At 64.2% G+C, this 18,539-nt stretch carries 23 protein-coding genes; 15 read left to right on the top strand and 8 right to left on the bottom strand.

Going from position 1 to position 18,539, the window contains the following annotated elements; all coding sequences use genetic code 11:
• The first annotated feature begins 127 nt into the window (after nt 1-127).
• The 7 genes from rlmN (at nt 128) to ACEQZ0_RS13510 (ending at nt 5,411) form a co-directional block, all read left to right on the top strand.
• Complete coding sequence (rlmN, locus tag ACEQZ0_RS13540; RefSeq protein WP_370191528.1) at nt 128-1,378, top strand: 23S rRNA (adenine(2503)-C(2))-methyltransferase RlmN; 1,251 nt, start codon at nt 128-130, stop codon at nt 1,376-1,378.
• A 10-nt stretch (nt 1,379-1,388) separates the two neighbouring features.
• Entirely contained in the window at nt 1,389-1,979 is a 591-nt protein-coding gene (locus tag ACEQZ0_RS13535; RefSeq protein ID WP_370191527.1) for a class I SAM-dependent methyltransferase, read from the top strand.
• Complete coding sequence (locus tag ACEQZ0_RS13530) at nt 1,976-2,620, top strand: MOSC domain-containing protein (protein ID WP_370191526.1); 645 nt, start codon at nt 1,976-1,978, stop codon at nt 2,618-2,620. Before ACEQZ0_RS13535 ends, ACEQZ0_RS13530 begins: the two co-directional genes overlap by 4 nt.
• Nucleotides 2,621-2,750: 130 nt before the next feature.
• Nucleotides 2,751-3,137 carry a glycine zipper 2TM domain-containing protein gene (locus tag ACEQZ0_RS13525; protein ID WP_370191525.1) on the top strand — a complete coding sequence of 129 codons (387 nt, stop codon included), beginning with the start codon at nt 2,751-2,753 and terminating at the stop codon, nt 3,135-3,137.
• A gap of 104 nt (nt 3,138-3,241) precedes the next feature.
• Nucleotides 3,242-4,012, top strand: a complete 771-nt coding sequence (locus tag ACEQZ0_RS13520) for an SDR family oxidoreductase (protein WP_370191524.1) — start codon at nt 3,242-3,244, stop codon at nt 4,010-4,012.
• The gene (locus ACEQZ0_RS13515) at nt 4,009-4,674 is read left to right on the top strand and encodes a cytochrome b/b6 domain-containing protein (protein ID WP_370191523.1); all 666 of its coding nucleotides are present in this window, start codon (nt 4,009-4,011) and stop codon (nt 4,672-4,674) included. The genes ACEQZ0_RS13520 and ACEQZ0_RS13515 overlap by 4 nt, the downstream gene beginning before the upstream one ends.
• Entirely contained in the window at nt 4,671-5,411 is a 741-nt protein-coding gene (locus ACEQZ0_RS13510; protein ID WP_370191522.1) for a molybdopterin-dependent oxidoreductase, read from the top strand. Before ACEQZ0_RS13515 ends, ACEQZ0_RS13510 begins: the two co-directional genes overlap by 4 nt.
• Here ACEQZ0_RS13510 and ACEQZ0_RS13505 read toward each other — a convergent pair.
• Together ACEQZ0_RS13505 and ACEQZ0_RS13500 are read right to left on the bottom strand one after the other, a co-directional pair.
• Nucleotides 5,408-5,764 carry a hypothetical protein gene (locus ACEQZ0_RS13505; RefSeq protein ID WP_370191521.1) on the bottom strand — a complete coding sequence of 119 codons (357 nt, stop codon included), beginning with the start codon at nt 5,762-5,764 and terminating at the stop codon, nt 5,408-5,410. The two genes, ACEQZ0_RS13510 and ACEQZ0_RS13505, sit on opposite strands and share 4 nt — an antisense overlap.
• Before the next feature lie 22 nt (nt 5,765-5,786).
• A complete protein-coding gene (locus tag ACEQZ0_RS13500) occupies nt 5,787-6,227 on the bottom strand; it encodes a DUF1801 domain-containing protein (RefSeq protein WP_370191520.1) in 441 nt (146 codons plus the stop codon).
• An 83-nt stretch (nt 6,228-6,310) separates the two neighbouring features.
• Here ACEQZ0_RS13500 and ACEQZ0_RS13495 point away from each other — a divergent pair, with 83 nt between their 5' ends.
• The 5 genes from ACEQZ0_RS13495 to ACEQZ0_RS13475 all read left to right on the top strand — a co-directional run bounded on the left by ACEQZ0_RS13495 (nt 6,311) and on the right by ACEQZ0_RS13475 (nt 11,739).
• The gene (locus ACEQZ0_RS13495) at nt 6,311-7,618 is read left to right on the top strand and encodes a class I SAM-dependent methyltransferase (RefSeq protein WP_370191519.1); all 1,308 of its coding nucleotides are present in this window, start codon (nt 6,311-6,313) and stop codon (nt 7,616-7,618) included.
• Between the two features lie 189 nt (nt 7,619-7,807).
• Entirely contained in the window at nt 7,808-8,575 is a 768-nt protein-coding gene (locus ACEQZ0_RS13490) for a hypothetical protein (protein WP_370191517.1), read from the top strand.
• A gap of 152 nt (nt 8,576-8,727) precedes the next feature.
• Nucleotides 8,728-8,991, top strand: coding sequence for a DksA/TraR family C4-type zinc finger protein (locus ACEQZ0_RS13485; RefSeq protein WP_370191515.1), 264 nt, complete (start codon nt 8,728-8,730; stop codon nt 8,989-8,991).
• Nucleotides 8,992-9,095: 104 nt separating this feature from the next.
• On the top strand, nt 9,096-10,310 hold the full coding sequence (locus ACEQZ0_RS13480; protein ID WP_370191514.1) for an argininosuccinate synthase: 1,215 nt from the start codon (nt 9,096-9,098) through the stop codon (nt 10,308-10,310).
• A gap of 910 nt (nt 10,311-11,220) precedes the next feature.
• Nucleotides 11,221-11,739 (top strand): septal ring lytic transglycosylase RlpA family protein, encoded by a 519-nt coding sequence (locus ACEQZ0_RS13475; protein ID WP_370191513.1) that lies wholly within the window; start codon nt 11,221-11,223, stop codon nt 11,737-11,739.
• A gap of 45 nt (nt 11,740-11,784) precedes the next feature.
• Here ACEQZ0_RS13475 and ACEQZ0_RS13470 read toward each other — a convergent pair whose 3' ends face one another.
• On the bottom strand, nt 11,785-12,417 hold the full coding sequence (locus ACEQZ0_RS13470) for a response regulator transcription factor (protein WP_370191511.1): 633 nt from the start codon (nt 12,415-12,417) through the stop codon (nt 11,785-11,787).
• 309 nt (nt 12,418-12,726) lie between these two features.
• Between ACEQZ0_RS13470 and ACEQZ0_RS13465 the strand changes: the two genes are divergently transcribed.
• Nucleotides 12,727-13,431, top strand: a complete 705-nt coding sequence (locus tag ACEQZ0_RS13465; protein ID WP_370191510.1) for an autoinducer binding domain-containing protein — start codon at nt 12,727-12,729, stop codon at nt 13,429-13,431.
• Nucleotides 13,432-13,598: 167 nt separating this feature from the next.
• On the opposite strand, the gene ACEQZ0_RS13460 is transcribed toward ACEQZ0_RS13465, so the two are convergent.
• From ACEQZ0_RS13460 to ACEQZ0_RS13445, 4 genes are all read right to left on the bottom strand, one after another.
• Nucleotides 13,599-14,063, bottom strand: coding sequence for a CHRD domain-containing protein (locus ACEQZ0_RS13460; RefSeq protein ID WP_370191508.1), 465 nt, complete (start codon nt 14,061-14,063; stop codon nt 13,599-13,601).
• 135 nt (nt 14,064-14,198) lie between these two features.
• A complete protein-coding gene (locus tag ACEQZ0_RS13455) occupies nt 14,199-14,426 on the bottom strand; it encodes a hypothetical protein (protein ID WP_370191507.1) in 228 nt (75 codons plus the stop codon).
• A 113-nt stretch (nt 14,427-14,539) separates the two neighbouring features.
• A complete protein-coding gene (locus tag ACEQZ0_RS13450; RefSeq protein WP_370191506.1) occupies nt 14,540-14,710 on the bottom strand; it encodes a hypothetical protein in 171 nt (56 codons plus the stop codon).
• A gap of 198 nt (nt 14,711-14,908) precedes the next feature.
• Nucleotides 14,909-15,988 (bottom strand): hypothetical protein, encoded by a 1,080-nt coding sequence (locus ACEQZ0_RS13445; RefSeq protein WP_370191504.1) that lies wholly within the window; start codon nt 15,986-15,988, stop codon nt 14,909-14,911.
• Nucleotides 15,989-16,286: 298 nt separating this feature from the next.
• On the opposite strand from ACEQZ0_RS13445, the gene ACEQZ0_RS13440 reads away from it, so the two are divergent.
• Nucleotides 16,287-16,958, top strand: coding sequence for a hypothetical protein (locus ACEQZ0_RS13440; RefSeq protein ID WP_370191503.1), 672 nt, complete (start codon nt 16,287-16,289; stop codon nt 16,956-16,958).
• 2 nt (nt 16,959-16,960) lie between these two features.
• Entirely contained in the window at nt 16,961-17,623 is a 663-nt protein-coding gene (locus ACEQZ0_RS13435) for a ParB N-terminal domain-containing protein (protein ID WP_370191502.1), read from the top strand.
• Nucleotides 17,624-17,941: 318 nt separating this feature from the next.
• Here ACEQZ0_RS13435 and ACEQZ0_RS13430 read toward each other — a convergent pair whose 3' ends face one another.
• Complete coding sequence (locus ACEQZ0_RS13430; RefSeq protein ID WP_370191501.1) at nt 17,942-18,538, bottom strand: hypothetical protein; 597 nt, start codon at nt 18,536-18,538, stop codon at nt 17,942-17,944.
• Nucleotide 18,539: the final 1 nt, after the last annotated feature.

Genomic DNA, 18,539 nt, shown 5'->3' with positions numbered 1-18,539 from the left:
GAGCAGCGCTGGAAATCCGCGCGCGGATTTACGCCGAACCGCGGGAACCCGCGCGCGACAGTCGCGTTTTGCCCGCCCGCGCGCATGCTTTGCTTTCGCTGCAGAAGGCACTATATGCGCGGCTCCCATGGCCGATACGACACTCATGAGCATCCCCGGGCAGGTGGACCCGGTTCCCGTCGCGCGCGACATCACTCCGCGCGAGGACGGTCGCGTCGACCTGATCGGCCTGCCCAAGGACCGCATCCGCGAACTCTTCGAAGAGGCGGGTCTCGATGCGCGGCAGGCCAAGCTGCGTGCCAAGCAGGTGTTCCACTGGCTCTATCACCGCGGCGTGACCGATTTCGAGGCGATGACCGACATCGCCAAGACCATGCGCCCATGGTTGGCCGAACGCTTCTTCATCGGGCGTCCCGAGGTCGTCGAGGCGCAACATTCGACCGACGGCACGCGCAAGTGGCTGCTCAGGACCTCCGACGGCCATGAATTCGAGATGGTCTTCATCCCCGATGCCGATCGCGGGACGCTGTGCGTCTCCAGCCAGGTCGGCTGCACGCTCAACTGCCGCTTCTGCCACACCGGCACGATGCGGCTGGTGCGCAATCTCACCCCGGGCGAGATCGTCGGCCAGGTCATGCTCGCGCGCGACGCGCTGGGCGAATGGCCCAAGGGCTCGATGGCGGGGCTCGATACGGTCGAAGACAGCGCCGAATACACGTCCGACGGGCGCCTGCTGACCAATATCGTGATGATGGGCATGGGCGAACCGCTCTACAATTTCGACAACGTCAAGGGCGCGCTCAAGCTGGTGATGGACGGCGACGGCCTCGCGCTGTCGAAGCGTCGCATCACGCTCTCGACCAGCGGCGTCGTGCCGATGATGGACCGCTGCGGCGAGGAGATCGGGGTGAACCTCGCGGTTTCGCTGCACGCGGTGACCAAGGAAATCCGCGACGAGATCGTCCCGCTCAACAAGAAATACGGCATCGAGGAACTGCTCGAGGCCTGCGCCGCCTACCCCGGTGCCAGCAACGCCCGCCGCATCACCTTTGAATACGTCATGCTCAAGGACAAGAACGATTCCGACGAACATGCGCGCGAGCTGGTGCGGCTGATCAAGCAATACAAGCTGCCCGCCAAGGTGAACCTCATCCCGTTCAACCCCTGGCCCGGCGCGGCCTATGAGTGCTCGACGCCCGAGCGCGTGAAGCGCTTTTCCGAGATCGTCTTCGAACACGGCATCAGCGCGCCGGTACGCACCCCGCGCGGGCGCGATATCGACGCCGCCTGCGGCCAGCTCAAGACTGCGGCGGAAAAGAAGAGCCGCGCCCAGCGCGACCGTGAAGCTGCCGAGGCCGCCGAGGCCGCGGCGGGATGAGCGCCGGCAAGTGAGCGCGGACGGGGCGACGATCGCTTACTACCAAGCGAACGCGCCGCGCTACACGATGAGCTTCGGCCAGGCGCCGAGCCGGCACCTCGACCGTCTCGAGCCCGGCGCGCGCGTGCTCGAACTCGGCTGCGGCGGAGGCCGCGATTCGGCGCGCATTCGCGAACGCGGTTTCGATCTCGATGCCACCGACGGCACGCCCGCCATGGTGAAGAAGGCAAACGAGCGCTTCGCAGTCGGCGCGCGCGTAATGCGGTTCGACGAGCTCGAGGCGATCGCGGCCTACGACGCGGTATGGGCGCATGCCTGCCTGCTGCATGTCGCGCGCGCGGACCTGCCCGCAGTGCTCGCCGCAATCCGCCGCGCGCTGCGTCCGGGCGGATGGCATTTTGCCAATTACAAGCTCGGCGACGGCGAAGGGCGCGATCCGCTGGGGCGTCTGACCAATCTGCCCGACGAGCTATGGATCGAGCGCGCCTATCGCGACAGCGCATTCGAGCTGGTATCGAGCGAGCGCTATCCAGGCGAGGGCGCCGACGGCGTCCAGCGCGACTGGCATGCCTTGACGCTGCGAAAGGAAGACCGCCCATGATCGACGTGTTCGCGATCTGCACCGGTCAGCCGAAGCGCTTCAGGGGCAGCGAAACCAGCGCAATCGACAAGCATCCGGTCGAAGGCCGGGTTGGCATCGGGACGATCGGCATCGCCGGCGATAGCGTCGCCGACACGAAGCATCATGGCGGCGTGGAGATGGCCGTGCACCAGTACCCGCACGATCACTATGCCGGATGGCGCGAGTGGCTCGGCGACCATCCGCTGCTGGCAGGTCCGGCGGCCTTCGGCGAGAACCTGATGGCCAGCGGGCTGACCGAGACGGAGGTCCATGTCGGCGACCGGTTCCGGCTCGGCAGCGCGCTGCTCGAGATCAGCCAGCCACGGCCGCCGTGCTGGAAGATCGAACACCGCTTCGGCCGCAAGGGCATGGTCGCACACATCATCGCGGGGCACCACTGCGGCTGGTACTACCGCGTGATCGAAAGCGGCGAGGCACAGGCCGGAGATGCACTGGCGCTGGTCGAAACAGGACACGATGGCTGGAGCGTCGCGCGCCTTTTCGCTGCGCTATACGATCCGGCGCAGCCTCCTTCGCGCGCCGATCTGCAAGAGATCGCCGCGCTCGAACGGCTGTGCCAGCCGTGGCGCGCCAAGGCCGAAAAGCGGCTCGCAACCTAGCGCTTCGTCGCGCGTGAGCGTTCGGCTCGTCGCGAATTGCGCCTCGATATCGCTCGTTCATCCGAGGTTGTGGACCTCCTCAGCAGGGTCGCGGTTGTACAGCCGATACACGGGCAATGAGGTAGCAACGATGAAGAAACTCGCTCTCGCTTTCGCCGCCGGCGCCATGGCATTGACCGGGCTCGGCATGGCCGCTCCCGCAGCGGCGGACCCGCCACGCTGGGCGCCCGCACACGGCAAGCGCGCCAAGGATCGCGCGATCTACGACAGCCGTGGCTATTACGTCACTCCGCGCCGGATAACGCGCGACGACCGGATGTGGCGCGGGCGCGACGGCCGCTATTATTGTCGGCGCGACAATGGCACCACCGGCCTCGTGATCGGTGCGGGTGTCGGTGCACTCGCGGGCCACGAGCTTGCCGGACGCGGCGATAGGACGCTCGGCGCGATCCTCGGCGGCGCTGTCGGCGCGCTGGTCGGCCGCGAGATCGACCGGGGCAGCCTGAGCTGCCGCTAACCGGATAGGCCAGCCGCAAGGCTGCGCAGCGGACGCGCCGTCACCCCTCCCTCTGGTGACGGCGCGTCTTTTCTTTGGCCGGAGCGCCGCTATGGTCGTGCGCGATGACCGACAGCAGGCCAGCAGTGCTCGTGACCGGGGGAGCCCGGCGGATCGGCGCGGCGATCACCCGTGCCCTTGCCGCCTCGGGCTGGCACGTAGTGATCCATTTCGGGTCTTCGCAGGAAGAGGCGGAAGCGCTCGCCGCCAGCCTGCCCTCCGCCGAAACGGTGCAGTGCGATCTTGCCGACGACGATGCCGCCGTGGCCATGATCGAGATGCTGGCCGACCGGCTCGCCGACTGGCGTGCGCTGGTCAATTGCGCGGGCGTGTTCGAACCCGACGCCGTAACCTCGCTCGACCCGCAGACGAATGTCCGCGCGATGCAGATAAACGCCCGCACCCCGGCGCGCATGGCGCAGGCCTATCTCGCGCATGCCCGCGCCGAAGGCGGGCGGCGCGTGATCCAGCTGACCGACCAGAAGCTCGCCAATCCCAATCCCGATTTCTTCAGCTATACGATGAGCAAGCACGCCGTCGCTGCCACCATCCCCATGCTCGCGATGGGCGCTGCAATGCCGGAGGACCGCGTCTATGCCCTCGCTCCCGGCGCCATCCTCGCCAGCCATGACCAGAGCGAGGACGAAACCGAGGTCTCGCACCGGATGAACCTGCTCGGCCGTAAGACCGGCGCGAATGAAGTCGCCGATGCCGCGCTGTTCCTCGCTCAGGGCCATCTCGCCAGCGGACAGACGCTCTATGTCGACAGCGGGCAGCACCTGCTCGCCCAGCCCCGCGACGTGATCTATCTCGCGCGCGAGCGGCAAGGCACATGAAGCGTCACGCCCTGTCCACGCGGGTGTGGCACTGGCTCAATCTGCTGTGCGTGGTCGTGCTGTTCATGTCGGGCCTGACGATTTCCAATGCGCATCGCCGCCTCTATTGGGGCGATTGGGGCTTTGGGGCGGAACAGGCCTGGCTCACCGTGCCGCGCTTTCCCGACTGGATGACGATCCCCGGCTATTACAGCCTCGCGGTGGCGCGCGACTGGCACATCCTCATGGCCTGGCCTTTCGCGCTGGGCCTCTTGTTCATCTGGATCGCCATGCTCGCCAACCGCCATTTCACGCGCGACATCGCCACCAGGCGCAGGGAATGGAAGCCGGGCGCGGTCTGGCACGACATCGTCCGGCACCTCAAACTCGATTTCGACCACGAGGGCGGCAAGTACAATTTCCTGCAAAAGCTCGCCTACGGCCTCGTGCTGGGCGTCTTCCTGCCGATGATGGTCTTCACCGGCATCGCCATAAGCCCAGGCATGGAACCGACCTTCGGCTGGCTGGTCGAGCTGCTGGGCGGGCGGCAGTCGGCGCGCAGCCTGCATTTCATCTTCGCCTTTGCCATCGCGGCCTTCTTCGTGGTGCATGTGGTGCTGGTGATCCTCGCCGGACCGGTCCGCCAGATCGGCGACATGATCACAGGAGGGCGCGAGCCGTGAAGCGCAGGAACTTCCTCGTCGCCGCAGGTGCCGCCTTCGTCGCGGGCTGCAACAGGATCGCCGAGACCGATGCGGGAAAGTCGCTGCTGGGCGCGGCGGAGAAGTGGCACGAGCGCGCGCACCGGCTGCTGACCGACCGCAAGGCGCTCGCTCCCGAATATCCACGCAGCGCGATTTCGCCCTATTTCCGCGGCAATGGCTCGACCGACCCGCAGAACGGCGATTATCCTCGCCATGTCGAGGAAGGCTTCACGAACTGGCGGCTCGAGGTGCGCGGACTGGTCGAGCATCCGCTCAGCCTCAGCCTCGAGAATATCCGCAAGCTGCCGCAGCGCACGCAGGTCACACGCCACGATTGCGTCGAGGGGTGGAGCGCGATCGGCGAATGGACCGGGCCGCAGCTGGCCGTGCTACTCGAGGCGGCAGAGCTGAAGCCCGAGGCGAAGTTCATCGTCTTCCGCTGCGCCGACGATCTCAACGGGCAGGACTATTACGAGAGCGTCGATCTCGAAGACGCCTTCCACCCGCAGACCATCGTCGCGCACAGCCTCAATGGGGAGCCGCTGCCGATCCGCAACGGCGCGCCGCTGCGGATGCGGATCGAGCGGCAACTGGGCTACAAGCACGCCAAGTATCTGACGGCGATCGAAGCGGTCGCCAGCCTCGACGACATCGGCAAAGGCCAGGGCGGCTATTGGGAAGACCGCGCCGGCTACCAGTGGTACGCGGGCATCTAGGCCTTGAGCGCAGCGAGCCCCGAAAGAAGCGCGGCACCGGCAAGAAAATAGACCGGATAGAAGGCGAACGGGTCGCCGAGTGCCGATGCGGCCATGTAAGCGGTAATCGCCCCCGCACCGCCGAGAATGACCATGGACAGCAGTGCCGCCCCTTTGGCAACGGGCCTGCTCGCGCGGGCCGAGGCGAGCAAGGCCGCACCGAGCACGGCCATGGCGAAGGTCAGCGAGTGCCAGACGATCGCGATCATCGCGCCCTGCGCCGGGTGAGCCAGCTGCGCGACGATGCGCGGCAGGCCGTCGAACCCGCGCATAAGCTGGACGCCCGCCGCGGCCAGCGCTGCGAGACCGGACACGATTGAAAGGGGCCTCGTCCGCTCACGCATCTGGATACCTCCGCTTCATCTCGTCCCAGTCGGTGCGCAGCATCTCCTCCAGCACATCGAGGTCGATATCGGCCAGCTTGTTGACGTAGAGACAGCTCTTGCCGCGCGAATGCTTGCCCAGCCGCTCGAGCGCAGCGGCATGCTTCTCGCCGGTCTCGGGATCGCAATAGCCGCCCATCAGATAGAGCGAATGCTTCGCCTTGCGCGGGCTGAAGCCGGTGCGCAGCCAGTGCACCTCGCGCCCGCTGGCATAGGTGGTGCGATAGCTGCCGTAGCCGATGATGCTCGGCCCCCACATCTTCGGCTTCTCGCCCGTCACCCGGCGGAACAGCGCATCGAGAACCTTGGCTTCCTCGCGCTTGCGCTCGGGCTCGACCGTGGCGATGAACGCGGCCGGATCGACATCGGTTACCTGCGTTTTCGCTTCGGCCATCGCGCGTCGCCTCCATCCAATTGACTTGCCGCAATGTGTGCCACAGTCTTCCCCGGGGGGAAACAGAGGGGAGAGAGGCGCGCATGTGGTTGCTCGACACATTCCTGAAGGCCGCGATCAGGCGCGGGCAGATGATCGTCACCGACCATGACGGCAAGACCTACGAGTACGGCGCGCCCGGGGACGGCACACAGCCACTGCGCATCCGTCTGACCCACCGCAAGGCCGCCAACCATATCGCGCGCTATCCGCAGGTCGGTGCGGGCGAGGCGTTCATGTGGGGCTGGCTCGAGGTGGAGGAGCCGCACGATATCCGCGACCTGGTGCTGTTCGTCACGATGAACGCCAAGCGCGAGGCGGGCGCATCGCTCAAACCCAAGGGCCCCTTGCGCAAGGCGGCGCAGAAGCTTCTCGCCAAGGCCGACAGCGTGAACCTTCGCGGCAAGGCGCGCAAGAATGCCGAGCACACCTACAACCTCACCCGCGAGCTGTACGAGCGTTTCCTCGACGAGGACCGCCAGTACACCATGGCCTATTACCGCGAGGACCCCGAGACGACTTCGCTCGAAAAGGCGCAGCTCGACAAGAAGGCGCATCTCGCCGCCAAGATGTATATCCAGCCCGGCCAACGCATCCTCGACATCGGCTGCGGCTGGGGCGGCTTCGCGCTCTATCTCGCGCGCCATTACGACGTCGAAGTAACGGGCGTCGCGCTCGCACCAGACCAGATCGCCTTCTGCAGGGAACGCGCCGAGGACGCGGGCCTTGCCGATCGGGTGACGTTCGAGCTGATGGACTATCGCGACGTGGGCAATGGGAGAGCGGGCATCTTCGACCGCATCAGCTCGGTCGGGCTGCTCGAACACGTCGGCACGCCGCACTACCCGCAGTTTTACGAACACACCAACCGCCTGCTCGCGCCCGACGGGGTGATGATCAGCCACTGCTGCGGCCGCGCGGGCCCACCGGGTTTCACCGACAAGTGGACGCGCAAATACATCTTTCCCGGTGGCTATATCCCCGCCCTCTCCGAACTCGTCACCCAGAGCGAGAAGCATGGCTGGCAGGTGATGGATGTCGAGGCGATGCGCTTCCACTACAGCCACACGCTGGAGGAATGGTACAAGCGCACCGTGCTGCACCGGCGCGAGATCACCGAGCTGTACGACGAGCGCTTCTACCGCATGTGGCTGTTCTACCTCGCCGGCGCCGAACAGAGCTTCCGCCACGGCAATATGGTCAACTGGCAGATCCAGTATGTGAAGGACCGCGCGGCGATCCCGATGACGCGCGAGTATATCGAAGCCGAAAGCGCCCGCCTGCGCGCCGCCGACGAAGGCAATGTGCCGCGCTGGCATCTCGACCCGGCAGCGAAAGAGGCGGCGGAGTAGAAGCCGCTACGGCCAGATCTGGGCGCCCTTCGCGGAAAGCCGACCGTGCTGAAGGCCCCGCCTCTTCGGAACTGCGTCCACTATTGCTGAGATCGGCATGCATAAGCGCCTGCTTATGGCCGAACTGCCCGTTCCCCACGACTGTGTCGCTCATGTGCCCAGCGGCACAATCGATGCGAGGAAAGCGACATGAAAAACCATCAACATCCGCAGGTGAGCAAGGTCCCCGCCGCCACAGCCGCCTTTTGGCTTGTGAAGATCCTGGCGACCACAGTCGGAGAAGTCGGAGGAAATCTGCTGAGCATGGACTGGAACCTCGGTTACCTCGAAGCCACCGCCATACTCGGAGGGGCCTTCGCCACGCTGTGCCTTATGCAAATCCATGCCCGTCGGTTCCATTCCGGACTCTACTGGGCGACCATCATCGCATCGACGACAGCGGGGACAACACTCGCCGATTTCACGACACGTTCGATCGGGCTGGGCTACTCCGGAGGCTCGTTGCTGCTGCTGGGCCTCGTCCTGGCATCATTGTCCGGGTGGAAGCAGGCCACGGGCGGGGTCTCCGCCGATCTGATTACCGATCGCAAGACCGAAGCTTTCTACTGGATTACAATTACCTTTTCGCAGACACTCGGGACGGCGCTCGGCGACTGGTTCGCCGACACGGCCGGCTTCGGTTACGGCGGTTCGGCGGTGATCTTCGGCGCGATCATGATGGCGTTGCTGGCGCTGCATTATGCTCGGGCATTCGACCGGGTGATCCTTTTCTGGGCAGCCTTTATCCTCTCGCGCCCTCTCGGTGCCGTGATAGGCAATTTCTTCGACAAACCGCTCGACAATGGCGGCCTAGCAATGAGCCGCCCCCTGATCGTGGTCGTCATCTCTCTTGCGATCATCGTTGCCCTGGCGGCGATTCCCCAAAAGGCGGGGCATCACCGGAACACCCACGGCTAGCCTCCTGAATTTCCCCGCGCTCGCAGCAGGCTTTACCGGTCGGCGCGGGCCGTCGATCCTGTCCCGCACGCTGGACGCATTGGACGATTGAATGCGCCGATCGATTGATCTTCTCGCCTTTCATCCCATCTGGATGGTGAAAGGACATGGCCATGGCAGGCGGATGGGCGCGCGACGGCGCGGTTCAGGACCAGATCGACGACACGGTCTCCGATGCGGTGAGCGCGGCGCGCGCGCGGCTGCCTGTGGGCGAAAGCGAGCGGTGGTGCGTCGAATGCGGCGAGGAAATCCCCGAGAAGCGGCGCGCAGCCCTCCCTGGCGTCAAGCGCTGCATCGCCTGCCAGTCGGGTAGGGACGCCAGCGCGCGTTCCTCCGGAATCAACCGTCGGGGCAGCAAGGACAGCCAGCTTCGCTGAGAGGAGCCGCTACGTCGGCACACCGCTAGCAGTGCCGCGTGAAACGATTGCGCAGAGCCCCCCTCCCCTGCTAGCGGCGCGCGCAAAGCAGCAAGGTACCCGCAATGTCCGATATCAAACGCGTCGTCCTCGCCTATTCCGGCGGCCTCGATACTTCCGTCATCGCCAAGTGGCTCGAGGTGGAGCGCGGGCTGGAAGTGGTCACCTTCACCGCCGATCTCGGCCAGGGCGAGGAGATCGAGCCGGCGCGCGCAAAGGCCCGCGCGATGGGCATTCCCGACAAGCACATCTTCATCGAGGATCTCCGCGAGGAATTCGTGCGCGATTTCGTCTTCCCGATGATGCGCGCCAATGCCCGCTACGAGGGCGACTATTTGCTCGGCACCAGCATCGCACGGCCGCTGATCTCCAAGCGCCTCGTCGAGATCGCGCATGAGACCGGCGCCGATGCCATTGCCCACGGCGCGACCGGCAAGGGCAACGACCAGGTGCGTTTCGAGCTATCGGCCTATGCGCTCGACCCGGACATCAAGGTGATTGCCCCGTGGCGCGAGTGGGACCTCACCAGTCGCACCGCACTGATCGCCTGGGCCGAAGATCACCAGATCGCCGTGCCCAAGGACAAACGCGGCGAGAGCCCTTTCTCGACCGACGCGAATCTGCTGCACACCTCGTCCGAGGGCAAGGTGCTCGAGGATCCGTGGGAAGAGACCCCGGACTATGTCTATTCGCGCACCGACCACCCGGAAGACGCGCCCGACACGCCCGAGTATATCACGATCGAGTTCGAGCGCGGCGATGGCGTTGCGCTCAACGGCGAGGCGATGAGCCCTGCGACGCTGCTGACCGCGCTCAACGATCTTGGCCGCAAGCATGGGATCGGCCGGCTCGACCTGGTCGAGAACCGCTTCGTCGGCATGAAGAGCCGCGGCATGTACGAGACCCCGGGCGGCGAGATCTACGCCCGCGCGCATCGCGGGATCGAGCAGATCACGCTCGATCGCGGCGCGGCGCATCTCAAGGACGAGCTCATGCCGCGTTATGCCGAGCTGGTATACAACGGCCTCTGGTTCAGCCCCGAGCGCGAGATGCTTCAGGCGGCGGTCGATCTCAGCCAGGAGAAGGTTTCGGGCACCGTTCGGCTGAAGCTCTACAAGGGCAATGCCCTGGTGGTGGGACGCAAGTCCGACCAGTCGCTCTACTCGGAAGCCCACGTCACCTTCGAGGACGACGCGGGTGCCTACGATCAGAAGGATGCCGAAGGCTTCATCAAATTGAACGCGCTGCGGTTGAGGCTGCTCGCCAAACGCGACCGTTGATTGCGCTGCAATACGATTGTGCGGTGCAATATTGCGCGCGCAGCATGATCCAAGATCGAATTTTGCGATGAAGCGTTGACTTATCCACCCCACTCCACAGAGGAATCGGGGGAAAGTGGAAAAGTCGGGCCTTGTCGGCTGGACGAATCGGCCGATCAGGCGCAGCTTCAATTCATCGGAACGGCGAGGAACTTCCACCGGATCGACGGCTTAACGGCCTGAAATCAAGGAGAAATTCCACACCGGAAAGACATGGAGGATGCTGTCCATGTGTTTTCGAGACCGTCATGCGGAGGGCTTCGGTCCAAGGCAAGAGGGTCGATGACGGAACACACAGTACGTCTTTCATGGATCGGGCCAACCCGGTCGGTTGCCGAGGAGGCATCGCAGAGACGGTCTTCGGACCCGATCAGCGGTGCAGCCGCTCGAGGCTCCGGCCATCAACGGAAAGTTCGATCGCGGCGCCGCCTGTCGAAGGCCGGCCTGCGACGGAAGCGAGGGTCTTCGGACCTGGCGCACCCGAGCGGGGCGACTGGAGGGTGGAGCCGGATGCCGGTGCGAGCGCCGGTGACAGAACCGGAAGCGGTGTCTTCGGACACAGCGGAAGGGAAAACATCGGATGCCAAGTTCCTGTCTTCGGACAAGACCACGCATCGGTGAGAGTGGGGTCGGCAGCGATGCCGGCCCCATTTGTCATGCGCCGCCCCCGTGTACGAATGTCGGGGGGCAATCGGGGCGATCCATCGATTGTGGGAATGCGCGCCGAGACCCCCCAAATGCTGTTATCCACGCCGCGATCGTTCCCGAAGCGCGATGAACTGTGGCAGAAATGGGGCCGCCGCCGCCCGGACCGAGGACTCCGCCGCCCCTCTCGCCTATAGACCTCCCATCCGAACGGGAGGTCCAAATCATGGCCAAACGCGCGTTTCGCAGCCTGTGTTTCCTTGCCGCCCTGGCGCTACCCGCTACCGCGGCGCAGCCCAAGGAGCACGTTCACACCGCGCAGGCTCAGCCTGCCGATTTCGATGCCAGCTTCGCCGCCTTCGAAGCGCTGCCGCCCGCGCCACAGCCGGCCGCGCGCGCAGTCGACCTTGCAACGATCGAACCACCGGTCGAATTGCCAACCGCGGCAACCCCGATCGAAGGCGGGATCGCTTCCTATTACGGCAGGCGGTTCCACGGCCGCCGCACGGCGAGCGGTGAGCCTTTCGACATGAACGCGATGACTGCGGCGCATCGCACGCTGCCTTTCGGCTCGCTTGTCGAGGTGACCAATCCGCGCACCGGCAAGACCGTCACCGTGCGGATCAACGACCGCGGGCCCTTCCACGGGAACCGTGTCATCGACGTCAGCCGTGCTGCCGCCGAAGAGCTCGGCCTTGTCCAGCGGGGCCGGGGCCCGGTCGAGCTTGCGCTGCTCGCCGGCTGAGCGCCGGTCCGTCCACTAACCTAGACCACGCGCCGACTGGCGACGTCAGGCTGCCAGTTCGCGCTCGTCGGGCGATACCGGCGACGGGGCGAGTTCGGCTTCGACCGAAAGGCGCACCGCGGCGGCGAGATTGCGCACGCCGAGCTTGGTAAGCACATTCGCGCGATGGAGTTCGACCGTGCGCGGGCTGATCCCCAAGGTGCGTGCCACCTCCTTGCTCGAAAAGCCCTCGCAGACCCCGTGCAGGACCTCCTTCTCGCGCGGCGAGAGCGCGCCGATGCGCTGCTTGGCCTGTGCCTGTTCGAGCGTCGCCGCGGCGCTCTGCCGCTTGCGGCTCATGATGTTCGCGAGGCAGCGTCGCAGCTCGTCGCCGGCGGTCGGCCATTCGAGATAGCCCACCGCGCCGCCGCCCAGCACGTCCATCACTCGCGCGATGCTCGCCTGCTCAGCATAGGCGACTAGCGGGTAGAACTTGCCCGCTGCGTGCAACGCTTCCTGCGTCGTGGCGAGAAGGTCCCCCCCGTCATGGACAAGCATCCAGGCGTGGTCAGGCCAGCGCCCTCCCAGATCCTCGAGCGTGTCGGCGGGCACGACATAGCCCGCATCGCCAAGCGCAAGAGTCAACTCGTGACGATTGCGATAATTTCCGTCGACAACAATAAATGTCGTGTCTTGCATCCCGATACGACCCCCTGGTTCCGTCTTACACCAGATCGGAGAAACCCGTCCTTTCCCCAACTGTTAGGGGAATAGCTATCGAGACCTTGGTGTTTCCCCCAGTCACCATGTTGGAGGTCACCATTGTGGATGACCTCCATATAGACTACTAATGAGAGGGCGACCGCAAGCTTGTGCGGTGTTATTTTACCCATCTGGCCCGTTTGTACCCGCTTACCGCAGGCTGCGACCTTGCCTGTAATCCTGTTGGATGACATTCACTCGAATCACACCCTTCCGAGTCCCGCCTCCACAAAGGATTCACCCGCGATGGACGACAGCAGAGCGATCCGCCGGCTCGCCGCCGCCGAGACCCGCGCCGACGCCTTTGCGATCGCCCGCGCCTTCTTCCGTGGCCAGGGCTTCCATGCGCTGAGCTACGTCCGCCCCTCGCGCCAGGAGCCCGGCCGCGCCGATGTCGAGAGCTTCGGCTTTCCCGAGGCCTGGACCGCACTCTACGACGAGGAGCTCAACCGCATCGACCCCTTCCCCGCGCTGGTCGCGCGCGCCGGCCGCCCGATCCGGTTCAGCGAGATCGCCGCCGTGCGCCCGGTCAACGCCGACCACCAGCTCTTCATCGAGCGAGCGCGCGAGCACGGGGTCACCGACGGCTTCGTCTTTCCCACCTTCGGCCCGCGCCTGCAGGTCGCAGCGATCGGCATCTCGATGGCCGACCACCCGGATCGGGTCGACCATGCCGACGTGCCGGTCTACCACAGCATCGCGCAAGCGCTGCACCTGCGGATCGACCAGCTCGAGCAGGGCGCGGGCGAGCGCCCGCATCTCGCCCCGCGCGAGGTCATCATCCTGCACTGGATAGCGCGCGGCAAGAGCAACGAGGAGATCGCGCTGATCCTCGGCAACAAGCGGCCGACGATCGCCACGCATATCAAACGCATCTTCGCCAAGCTCGACGTGACCGACCGCGCCTCGGCCGCGGTCCAGGGGCTCAAGCACGGGCTCATCAGCGTCTGACTCCGCACAGCGCGCCGCCGGAGGGGGCGGCATGCGCGCCATCGCGGCTGCGCGGGGGAGCCCGGTGGTGCGGGCCGGCCGACTGCGCGCCGCCCTATGCCGCGCGCCCTACCCAACCTATGCCGCGCGCCCGGGGCCGCCTCCCGCGCCCGAGGGGTGATCGCCCGCTAGTCCGACAATTGCCCGCGCAGCGCGCCATCGGGGCGCGCGCCGGTGTGGATGTCGACGTAATAGTCCTCCGGATCGGCGGCGATCCTGCGGGCGAGCGCGGGATCGAGCGTGACGCACAGCTCGTCGTCGGGCGCCATGGCGAGCGTCGCCACCACCGGCCCGTTCCTCCCCTCGCGCCCCTCGTGGATATGCGCCCCGACGATCTCGCCGACCCCCGAAGCCTCGAGATAGTAGCACATCCGCCCCGTAGCCGGCTCGAGCAGTGCATTGATGTCGCCGCTCGCCTTGTCGCCGGCCCCCTTGCCGACGACGTTTTCGCCATAGAGGTTGGCGCCGACCACCGCGTTGCGCGGCTGCGCCCCGGCCGGTGCGGCGCCGGCGAGAGCCAGCGCGATGGCGGGAGCGCCGAACAGCGCCGCGGCCCGCGCCGGGCGCGGCAATCGCATGCCTGTCAGTGTCATCCTGCAGTCCCTTCTTCCCGCGGGGACCGCAGCGAACCGGGCGAAGCGCCCTTCGCGGCGGCCTCGGCAGAGCGGGCAGGATACGCCTTTTCGCGCGATTCGGGAACCGCGCGCCCGGCTCAGGCCGCGCCCGGCTCAGCCCGCGAGATAGAGCCCGACCTGGAACGCCGCGAAGGCCAGCGCCGCGAGCGACACCGCCGAGACGACGTGCGGCGGGAACAGGCCCCCCGCAATGTCGGCCGCCGCCCTGTCGAGCGCGCGGTCGAACGGCAGCGCGTGCTCGCCCGCCGGGTCCACCCCGAGGGGCGGCGGCGGCGCATCCGCGAGCGGGGCGGCAATCGTGACATGCTCGAGCTTCGACATACAGGCTCTCCTCGCGGCGAGGTAAAGCGCACCGCCGCTCGCCATTCGGTTAAGCAACAGGGTTACCCGCACCTTGATCCGCGACCCGACTTGGCCCGCAGCGCAGCCGCCGATCAGTCGCCCGGCATGGCGCCGCCCGGCGGCAGCTCGTCTCTCCGCATGTCTCCGGACACCGCCACCCGGCGCGCGCGGAGGCGGACGCGGCGCGCCAGCCATTCGGCCATCAGGCCCACGGTCAGGAGGCAGGTGAGAACGGTTATGGTGACTATCAGCCAGATCGGCATGGAATGCTCCTCAGCACAAGGCGGGAGCAGTGCCGTAGCTTCTCTCAGTCGCCGAATGGCCCAAATACGGTCCGGCGATGCGCAGCCTCTAGCACAGCGCGGACCAAGGGCCTAATCGACTGCGCTTGGCCGCGGTGAAGCTGCGGTTTGCCAGCCGAGCCATCGACGAGGCCTGCCGGCCCGCACCCGCCCGCATTCTCACCCGCCCTGTCCCATTTCCGCTTCCCCCGGCACCCATGCGCCGCGCGCATCGCGGCGGTGGAGCACCCAGTCCGCGCCATAGCGCCACCAGTCCTCGTCGCCCGCCTCGAAGGCGGCCCACTGACACGCTTCCACCTCTGCCGGATCGCCGCCCAGCTCGTGCAGCGCGGGCGCCTCTTCGGGCCGCGCCTCCGCCATCTCGTGGATCTGCCGCGAGACCGGCGGGTAGTGCGGGCAATCACGGCAGTCGGGCCAGCACGGATCGTCGCAGCACGGCCCCTCGCCCGCCACATTGCACACCGGCTCGGGCCCGCGCGCGGTCATGCGATAATGGCGCTGCCCGCCATGGCTCCCCTGCCGCGCGCCGACACAGTCGCAGGCCGGCTCGACATAGCCCCCCTCGCCCGGAGACATGGACCGGGTGTTACACGGTCCAGGCGAAGAATTCTCACCCCGCTCGCCCCGAGCCTGTCGGGAGCGAAGCTGGCCCCCGGGGTCTACGCTCCCCGCGCCCTCCCGGTCCCCTGCGCAGGCACGGGCCTCGTGAGGCTGCGCTCGACCGCGGGAGGTCCCTGCCTGCGCAGCGAACCATGCGTTCTCCGCGCCCTCCTCCTCGATCGCCTCGCCGCGCCGCATCCGCGTGAGCATCCCGTCGAAATCCTCCGCCAGCGCCTCGATCCGCGCGTCGCCGCGCATCCGGTCGAGCCGCCCGAGATGCGCGAGCAGCAGCCGGTCGGAAAAGCGCCGGCGCTGGCCGACGAGGTCGCCGTGATACCACACTTCCTCCTCCACCCCGTTCATCGCGTAATCGGCGAGCTTGGCCTCGGCCGCCCCGCGCGCGACCACCAGCGCCGCATCCCAGGCGCGCCCGAAGGCGGCGGAATTGCGCCGCGCGCGGTAGCAGGTCTGGTGCGACACCCGCGCCCGCCGCGCCGCCGCGCGCACGCTGCCGCTGGTGGCAAGCGCCTCGAGAAAGGCGACCTGCCGCTCGGCCACGAACTGCGTCTGCGGCGCCCGCTCGTCCTCGGCAAAGAGGTCGGCGTGGAGGATGATGGGGTGCGAGGCCATGTCGCTCATGCCGCGCCTCCTGCCGGTGAGGCTGGCGAAAATATCCGAGCCAAAGGCGAGGCAAGGCCGGAAGCGAAGTCGCAGACGCAGCTGGCCAAAGACCACCTGCACAGCCGCCCGAGCTTATGCGAAGAAGCCAAGCGACGCGGACGCGTCGCGCCCGGCGATTGAGGGCGTAAACAAAAAACGGCGTTCATGGTTCACCTCAGTGGTTTGAGTGAACCGGGTTAGTTATATCAACAACTTGATGTAGGACAGCAGAGAACATCGCGTTGCAAATTCATCTAGATTTGGCAATTCTAAAACCATGCACCCCGACCTCGCAGCCATACCGGACCGAATTTTGTCAACAGCTCTTGGGGCATTGCGACAGGCGAACACTCAAGCTGTATTCGCCGATCCAGGAATGGAGCATCGGGACTATCTTTGTATTTCAAGTTCGGCATTTGCGGGCGAGCTCATCATCAAAGCGGTGATCGCCAAAGAACACCCGCTTCTGATTTTCCGAGACCTATTCCACCTCGAGAAACATATACGGGAAGATTATGAGTTCACTGAAATTTTGCTAAATGCGAAGACCTATCAGTTCGACAAACTTCCCGAATTGTTGTGGGTCACAACGGGTGAGCGAATTCCTGATTTAGACTTATTCCATCGCGTTCGGCGTGCCCGAAACTCCGTGCAACACTTTTCCGCTCCGGATGCGGGTAGTTTCCGAAGGCTTTCATTAGAGTTCCTGTATAAGATCGTGGATCCCCTGTTGCATCGGCACTTCGGCCTCTTTGCAGTAGACTACCACGAAGATTACAGCATCGGATATGACTACGTAGTCAACTGTCTGATTGCTTATGAACTTGAATTCTCCGTGCCAAAACCACTATGTATAACCGAGTTTGATGTCCGTCACGAACTTTCGAAATCCGCTTCTGACTATCGGGATGGATTTGGTCGAAAATTACTTAATCTGTTGGATCGATAATATTGGCCTACGAAGACATCCCACTCGATCATCTATTGGTAAATCCCGCCAACGACCGACACGGCGAACTGGAGAATGAAACGGCCGCTATTGCGGAGCTTTTTAGGCTACGCGAAGCGCACATGAGACGACTTGCTGAGGATATTCGAGAGCAGGGAAAGGTCTACGATCCACCGCTAGTATATCAACACGAAAATAGGTTTGTGGTTTTCGATGGAAATCGGCGTGTGACATGTCTCAAATTGATTGCTCACCCTGAGCGAGCTCCAAGTCAGGACCTGCAGGTTTTCTTCAGAGAATTGCGTGATAATTGGGACGGCGATTTCCCTGCCGATATCACGTGTCAGGTAGAACCTGATCGAGATGAGATCGACAGCATTATATTTCGCCGACATACTGGTTCACAAGGTGGCGTAGGGCAATCGAATTGGGACGACAGAGCTAAGCACAATTTTGTCGAGAGGACCGGCCGTGGTGGTCGTGTTGACGTTGCGGTTCGCATCGAAGACTTCTTGAAGCAATTAAGCCGCGTCGTGCTCCAAGAAGAGGTCGGCCCCCTGTCCGTCGCCGGCCCCCGAGTCTCATTTCCGCAGATGAACCTGAAATCCCATGGCGCGCAGATCAAGCGCGCATTCGAGCAGTTTGGCACGAGTTATCGACGCTAGATATGAATCAGCATCCGAACGCAATCTCTGCTCTTCTCCGTATCCTTGTTGAGCTTTCGACTGAGTCGCTACTTCGCAATTCCGATATTGACCTCGCCCAAGGGCTTGCAGCTAATTTCCGACGGGCGACGACATTTCTCCACCAGAACGAAACTATCGAGCAAGCCTACTTCGAAGAACTTGACCGGATGCGGCAACACTCGGAGATCATTTCAATTCCCAGCATGCAAAGGTATATTCATTCGGCAAGTTTCGCACCCTTGCCAGACGAACTAGTGGCAATTTGGACCCGGTTGAGAACTTACATTATCTCTTGCCTTACTCACTAAGCTGCTCGCCATCTTCGAAGACGTCTGAAAGATCATTCATAATAAGAAGTCCATCATCTCCCAAATCAACGACTTCGTAAAATATCTCAGAGCCCAATACCTTCCAAATTCTATGATTTGCGCGATTAAATATTATTTCGTACACTGCCAGAGTGCGTGAGTGTTCAAGCAACCCTTCAGCAGGCAAATCGCCCGGCCATAAGTTGTCGTCAAAAAAACGGTGTACGAAACGATCTCTCATACGTTTGACAAACTCAAAGTATGAAATGGCTTCTTTTGATACCCCGTTTGATTTCAGAACGCTTATCAAATTCCCGAAAGTTTGATCCTTCAAGATCCCCTTGCGCTTGTCAAATTCCCGAACGCGTGGAAGCTGCTTCTTCTTCCCATCTAATTTGACATTCTCACACATCCAAAGTGCCGAGACGAAAGTGTCCTCGACGAGAGCCAAAGCTGTGAAAACTCGGCCAATTTGAGAAGTATAAATAGTCGCAGCCACGTCATCATCAGAAGAAGCGTCAAGATACTCTGCAAATTGATGACGGTCCCGAAAATAGAAACTTGGAAATCTCTTCTTTCCAACCATC

The sequence above is a fragment of the Qipengyuania sp. genome, assembly GCF_964227205.1.
Classification (GTDB): Bacteria; Pseudomonadota; Alphaproteobacteria; order Sphingomonadales; family Sphingomonadaceae; genus Qipengyuania.
The sequence above is the reverse complement of the archived record's forward strand: the minus strand, read 5'-3'. Positions and strand labels throughout refer to the sequence as shown.

What these genes read in the sequence shown, in the direction of transcription:
- ACEQZ0_RS13465 (WP_370191510.1), top strand. Translation starts at nt 12,727, where the DNA reads ATGGACGACAGCAGAGCGATCCGCCGGCTCGCCGCCGCCGAGACCCGC.
- ACEQZ0_RS13455 (WP_370191507.1), bottom strand. Translation starts at nt 14,426, where the DNA reads ATGTCGAAGCTCGAGCATGTCACGATTGCCGCCCCGCTCGCGGATGCG.
- ACEQZ0_RS13470 (WP_370191511.1), bottom strand. Translation starts at nt 12,417, where the DNA reads ATGCAAGACACGACATTTATTGTTGTCGACGGAAATTATCGCAATCGT.
- ACEQZ0_RS13495 (WP_370191519.1), top strand. Translation starts at nt 6,311, where the DNA reads ATGTGGTTGCTCGACACATTCCTGAAGGCCGCGATCAGGCGCGGGCAG.
- ACEQZ0_RS13430 (WP_370191501.1), bottom strand. Translation starts at nt 18,538, where the DNA reads ATGGTTGGAAAGAAGAGATTTCCAAGTTTCTATTTTCGGGACCGTCAT.
- ACEQZ0_RS13530 (WP_370191526.1), top strand. Translation starts at nt 1,976, where the DNA reads ATGATCGACGTGTTCGCGATCTGCACCGGTCAGCCGAAGCGCTTCAGG.
- ACEQZ0_RS13460 (WP_370191508.1), bottom strand. Translation starts at nt 14,063, where the DNA reads ATGACACTGACAGGCATGCGATTGCCGCGCCCGGCGCGGGCCGCGGCG.
- ACEQZ0_RS13445 (WP_370191504.1), bottom strand. Translation starts at nt 15,988, where the DNA reads ATGAGCGACATGGCCTCGCACCCCATCATCCTCCACGCCGACCTCTTT.
- ACEQZ0_RS13485 (WP_370191515.1), top strand. Translation starts at nt 8,728, where the DNA reads ATGGCAGGCGGATGGGCGCGCGACGGCGCGGTTCAGGACCAGATCGAC.
- ACEQZ0_RS13450 (WP_370191506.1), bottom strand. Translation starts at nt 14,710, where the DNA reads ATGCCGATCTGGCTGATAGTCACCATAACCGTTCTCACCTGCCTCCTG.
- ACEQZ0_RS13475 (WP_370191513.1), top strand. Translation starts at nt 11,221, where the DNA reads ATGGCCAAACGCGCGTTTCGCAGCCTGTGTTTCCTTGCCGCCCTGGCG.
- rlmN (WP_370191528.1), top strand. Translation starts at nt 128, where the DNA reads ATGGCCGATACGACACTCATGAGCATCCCCGGGCAGGTGGACCCGGTT.
- ACEQZ0_RS13480 (WP_370191514.1), top strand. Translation starts at nt 9,096, where the DNA reads ATGTCCGATATCAAACGCGTCGTCCTCGCCTATTCCGGCGGCCTCGAT.
- ACEQZ0_RS13515 (WP_370191523.1), top strand. Translation starts at nt 4,009, where the DNA reads ATGAAGCGTCACGCCCTGTCCACGCGGGTGTGGCACTGGCTCAATCTG.
- ACEQZ0_RS13440 (WP_370191503.1), top strand. Translation starts at nt 16,287, where the DNA reads ATGCACCCCGACCTCGCAGCCATACCGGACCGAATTTTGTCAACAGCT.
- ACEQZ0_RS13520 (WP_370191524.1), top strand. Translation starts at nt 3,242, where the DNA reads ATGACCGACAGCAGGCCAGCAGTGCTCGTGACCGGGGGAGCCCGGCGG.
- ACEQZ0_RS13525 (WP_370191525.1), top strand. Translation starts at nt 2,751, where the DNA reads ATGAAGAAACTCGCTCTCGCTTTCGCCGCCGGCGCCATGGCATTGACC.
- ACEQZ0_RS13490 (WP_370191517.1), top strand. Translation starts at nt 7,808, where the DNA reads ATGAAAAACCATCAACATCCGCAGGTGAGCAAGGTCCCCGCCGCCACA.
- ACEQZ0_RS13500 (WP_370191520.1), bottom strand. Translation starts at nt 6,227, where the DNA reads ATGGCCGAAGCGAAAACGCAGGTAACCGATGTCGATCCGGCCGCGTTC.